The 4,144-nt window shown below is 43.8% G+C and carries 6 protein-coding genes; 5 read left to right on the plus strand and 1 reads right to left on the minus strand.

The window, feature by feature from the left end; all coding sequences use genetic code 11:
- The first annotated feature begins 50 nt into the window (after nt 1–50).
- From djlA to A3757_RS16515, 3 genes are read left to right on the plus strand one after another with little or no spacing between them, the layout of a single operon-like run.
- Nucleotides 51–863 (plus strand): co-chaperone DjlA, encoded by an 813-nt coding sequence (djlA, locus tag A3757_RS16505; protein ID WP_068554994.1) that lies wholly within the window; start codon nt 51–53, stop codon nt 861–863.
- On the plus strand, nt 820–1,548 hold the full coding sequence (locus A3757_RS16510) for a response regulator transcription factor (protein WP_304438941.1): 729 nt from the start codon (nt 820–822) through the stop codon (nt 1,546–1,548). Before djlA ends, A3757_RS16510 begins: the two co-directional genes overlap by 44 nt.
- On the plus strand, nt 1,535–2,947 hold the full coding sequence (locus tag A3757_RS16515) for a HAMP domain-containing sensor histidine kinase (protein ID WP_068506566.1): 1,413 nt from the start codon (nt 1,535–1,537) through the stop codon (nt 2,945–2,947). The genes A3757_RS16510 and A3757_RS16515 overlap by 14 nt, the downstream gene beginning before the upstream one ends.
- Here the strand turns inward: A3757_RS16515 and A3757_RS16520 are convergent.
- The gene (locus A3757_RS16520; RefSeq protein ID WP_068506565.1) at nt 2,944–3,249 is read right to left on the minus strand and encodes a hypothetical protein; all 306 of its coding nucleotides are present in this window, start codon (nt 3,247–3,249) and stop codon (nt 2,944–2,946) included. The genes A3757_RS16515 and A3757_RS16520 overlap by 4 nt on opposite strands.
- Before the next feature lie 146 nt (nt 3,250–3,395).
- On the opposite strand from A3757_RS16520, the gene greB reads away from it, so the two are divergent.
- Nucleotides 3,396–3,905 (plus strand): transcription elongation factor GreB, encoded by a 510-nt coding sequence (greB, locus tag A3757_RS16525; RefSeq protein WP_068506562.1) that lies wholly within the window; start codon nt 3,396–3,398, stop codon nt 3,903–3,905.
- 57 nt (nt 3,906–3,962) lie between these two features.
- On the plus strand, nt 3,963–4,144 hold a 182-nt coding region (locus tag A3757_RS16530), incomplete at its 3' end, for a hypothetical protein (protein WP_156506368.1).

Consider the following 4,144-nt stretch of genomic DNA (forward strand, 5'->3'; position numbering starts at 1 on the left):
TTCACTGCAAAAGGCAGATAGCGCTTTAACGCAAGGTATAGATTTAGACAATGAACTGGTGGGGAAAATTAATCGGTGGAGCCTTGGGCTTCGCATTTGGCGGTGGCCCCTTAGGCGCTTTGTTAGGCGCGGCTATTGGTCATAGCTTCGATAAAGGTATGGCCAATATCGAAAACTTTTCTGGTGGCAATCAGGAAGAAATACAAGCGGCTTTTTTTGCTGCCACATTTTCGATAATGGGGCGTTTGGCAAAATCAGACGGCCATGTATCTCAAGTCGAAATTCAAGTTGCTCAAGACACCATGAGCAAGATGCAGTTGACGGACGAGCAACGTAAAGCAGCAATCAATTTATTCAATCAAGGCAAGCAAGAAGATTTTGATTATATCGCTGCCATGGATGACTTAAAGAGAGTCTGCGGCCGTCGTACCAATCTCCTTAGAATGTTTATGGAGATACAGCTAACCACCGCGCTTGCCGACGGAGAATTACACCCAAATGAACACCAGCTGCTTCTTGAAGTAGCCGAACACCTTGGTTTCCAGAAACGAAATTTTGAACAACTACTGGCAATGATGACAGCTCAGCACCGGTTTACCGGCTTTGAGCACGATACGTCAGGCCATGTTAGCGAAGAACAAATGATCAGTGCTGCCTATGAAACTCTAGGCGTACAGAGCAATTGCAGTGATGCTGAACTAAAGAAAGCCTATCGTAGACTGATTAGTCAACATCACCCGGATAAACTTGTTTCGAAAGGCTTGCCAGAAGAAATGATGAAAATAGCCACCGAAAAAACTCGGGAAATAAAAGACGCTTATGAGCGAATTAAGAAATTCAGAGCCCAAGCAAGCAGAGGTTAAGATGCGCGTACTCGTAATTGAAGATGATAAAGATGTAGCGGCTTATTTAGTCAATGGCCTCAAGGAAAACGATAACGTTGTAGATCATTCTGCCGACGGTAAAGAAGGTTTATTAATGGCAGCCAGTGAAAGCTATGATGTTATGATTATCGACCGCATGTTGCCTGGAATGGATGGTCTATCCATTATTAAAACGATCCGCGCAACCGGTAACCAAACACCTGTACTGATCCTTAGTGCACTAGGCGACGTAGATGATCGTGTTGAAGGTTTACGCGGTGGTGGTGACGATTATCTGACCAAGCCTTTCTCCTACACTGAGTTACTTGCTCGCCTGGAAGTATTAGTCAGACGCGGGGCAACCAGTGGCTCCGAGAAAGTGACTCACCTGCAAGTTGCCGACCTTGAAATGGATTTGCTAGCCCGCTCTGTCAAACGCGGTAGCGAAAAGATCGACCTCCAACCTCGCGAATTTCGCTTGCTAGAGTACCTGATGAAACATGCAGGCCAAGTGGTGACTCGTACTATGCTATTGGAGCAGGTTTGGGATTATCATTTTGATCCACAAACCAATGTGATCGACGTCCATATCAGCCGCTTACGATCAAAGATCGATAAGGACTTCCCGAAACAACTACTACAAACAGTTCGAGGCGCGGGATACATTCTTAGTGAAGATTCTTAGTCTTCTTCGGACCTCTACCTTTCAATTGGCGATCATGTACATGGTACTGTTCGCCACATCTGTCTTTATCCTGATGGGTTTTATTTATTGGGCTACTGCCGGCTACATGTCGAGCCAAACCGACGAAACTATTGAGGCTGAAATTATAGGCCTTGCTGAGCAATACCAAAGGCAAGGGCTCAACGGTTTAATCAGCGTTATCCGGGAGCGTGTCGCGCGAGACCCAAATGGCAAGGCTATTTACTTATTTACCGCCAGAGACTTTATTAAGCTCGCCGGTAATATAAGTAAGTGGCCTGAAGATGGAGAAGTACAGGAGGGCTGGCTAAACTTCACCCTTGGCGAGAATCTAGGGTGGCCAGGTGAAGAATCCCGGCCTGCTCGTGCCCGTGTATTCATCGTGCCTGGTGGACTAAGGCTGCTTGTTGGCCGCGATGTAAATGAATTTATGGCCGTTAAGCAACTCGTCGAACGTGCGATAAACTTTGGCATGGGAATTACCTTCGCTCTGGCGATGCTTGGCGGCATTATGATGAGCCGTAGTACAGCAAAAAGGGTTGAGCTAATTAACCAAACCAGCCAGCGGATTATGCAAGGGAATCTTTCTATTCGTATCCCGGACCGTGGCACCAATGACGATTTTGACCAACTCGCACGTAATCTAAATGAAATGCTCGACCGAATCGTTCAATTAATGGAAGGCATTCGTCATATTTCAGACAATATTGCTCACGACCTGCGAACCCCTCTGACTCGTCTAAGAAACCAGTTAGAAAATACACTGATCAGTGTAGAGCGCGACCAAGACAGACAACAGGTCGCCAATGCAGTCGCGGAAGCTGACCAACTACTCGCTACCTTCAATGCCCTATTACGTATTGCTCGCCTTGAGGTGGGTAGTAAGTCTTCAAATTTCCAACCTTTCAATCTAAGTGAACTGGTACAAGATGCTGCCGAGCTATATGAAGCACTTGCCGAAGATAAGAACCAGAAACTTGCGATTTCGATAGAAGAAAACGTTAACCTGAACGGTGATCGAGACCTTCTGTTTCAGACCTTGTGTAACCTGATCGATAACGCAATAAAATACACGCCGGAGAGTGGCTGTATAGATGTATCACTCCACAGCACTCAGAAAGATATATATCTATCAGTTGCTGACTCAGGAATTGGAATTCCAGAAGAGGAAAGGGAGAAAGTATTCCAACGCTTTTATCGCGTTGCCAAGAGCAGGTCTTTGCCAGGTAATGGTTTAGGTTTAAGCCTGGTACTCGCTGTGATGGATATCCACCACAGTAAAGTTATCTTAAATGATAATGACCCAGGCCTAAAAGTGGAGCTGGTTTTCCCACGAAGTACTAAGCTTCTATCAGGCAGTAAAGATAAAGAACTTAATTAGAACTGCGCTCTAACACGATCAATCGTATATTTAGCCGGAAATACAGCCAGGTTCTTAGCACTAATAAAAAGCTTCTCAGTGTTATCTACAATGCTTTCAACTTTTGCTTTGCTAACATCTACTTTTGCGTTAAGGCTATCCATTTCACCTTCCAAACGCTTTTGTCCAAACATCAAAAAAGCAATCAAATTATGACGGTTAATCTGGTTTTCAACACCCATAGCATCTAGGTTATAACCTAATGCATCAATTTGTGATAAAGCACTTTCAGCAAGTTCATTCAATTTTTTCTGTGCTTTCATTGTCTTCTCCAATATGCTTTTATTAAATATACCTTCTGAAAAGCAGGACCTTACTACACCTACTCTTCTAGTTCTTGGCGCTAAGGGTACTTAGATAGTTTAGGTACTTCAACCTAGTTTTATACGACAAAAGATGTGAATACTAAATGGGACGTTACAGACCACCGCAAAAGCCTGGATCAAAATACATTACACCTGAAGGCGAAAAGAAGCTAAAGGATGAGCTAAATTATTTATGGAAAACAAAGCGTCCTCAAGTCACCCAAGCAGTTTCTGAAGCTGCTGCACAAGGTGACCGTTCTGAAAATGCCGAGTATATTTATGGAAAAAAGCAGCTTAGGGAAATAGATAGTCGTGTTCGCTTCCTTAGAAAGCGCCTTGATGACATGGTAGTGGTTGACCGTAAGCCTGACGATTTAACAAGGGTATTTTTCGGTGCCTGGGTCACCCTCGAAAATGACGAAGGAGAAGAGTCTCGTTTTCGCTTAGTCGGCCCAGATGAATTTGACCTTTCAATTGGTTATTTGAGCATCGACTCACCACTGGGGCGCTTGTTACTTAAAAAGCAAATAGATGACGAAGTTGAACTCAATACACCTGATGGCGTGGTCAGCTATGTAGTCGTCAATATCGATTACCTTGATAATGATCACTAGTACCTAGACAGCTTTTGTAAAAACGATAATATATCTGCTTAGATCAAGGAGAGAGCCATGCCTAAAAAATATTTTCATTTTATGCTTTTATGTTTCCTTATACCTTCAATCAGCCTCTCTGAATCACCAGATGAGGATTGGGATGAAGACGAGGATCTTGAATACTTTTTCTCAACCAGGCAAAAATCAACGCTTGAGGATTTTCCACTTCAAGAAATTGGTGGTGAAGAGCTCTCTAA

The sequence above is a fragment of the Oleiphilus sp. HI0117 genome (assembly GCF_001635235.1).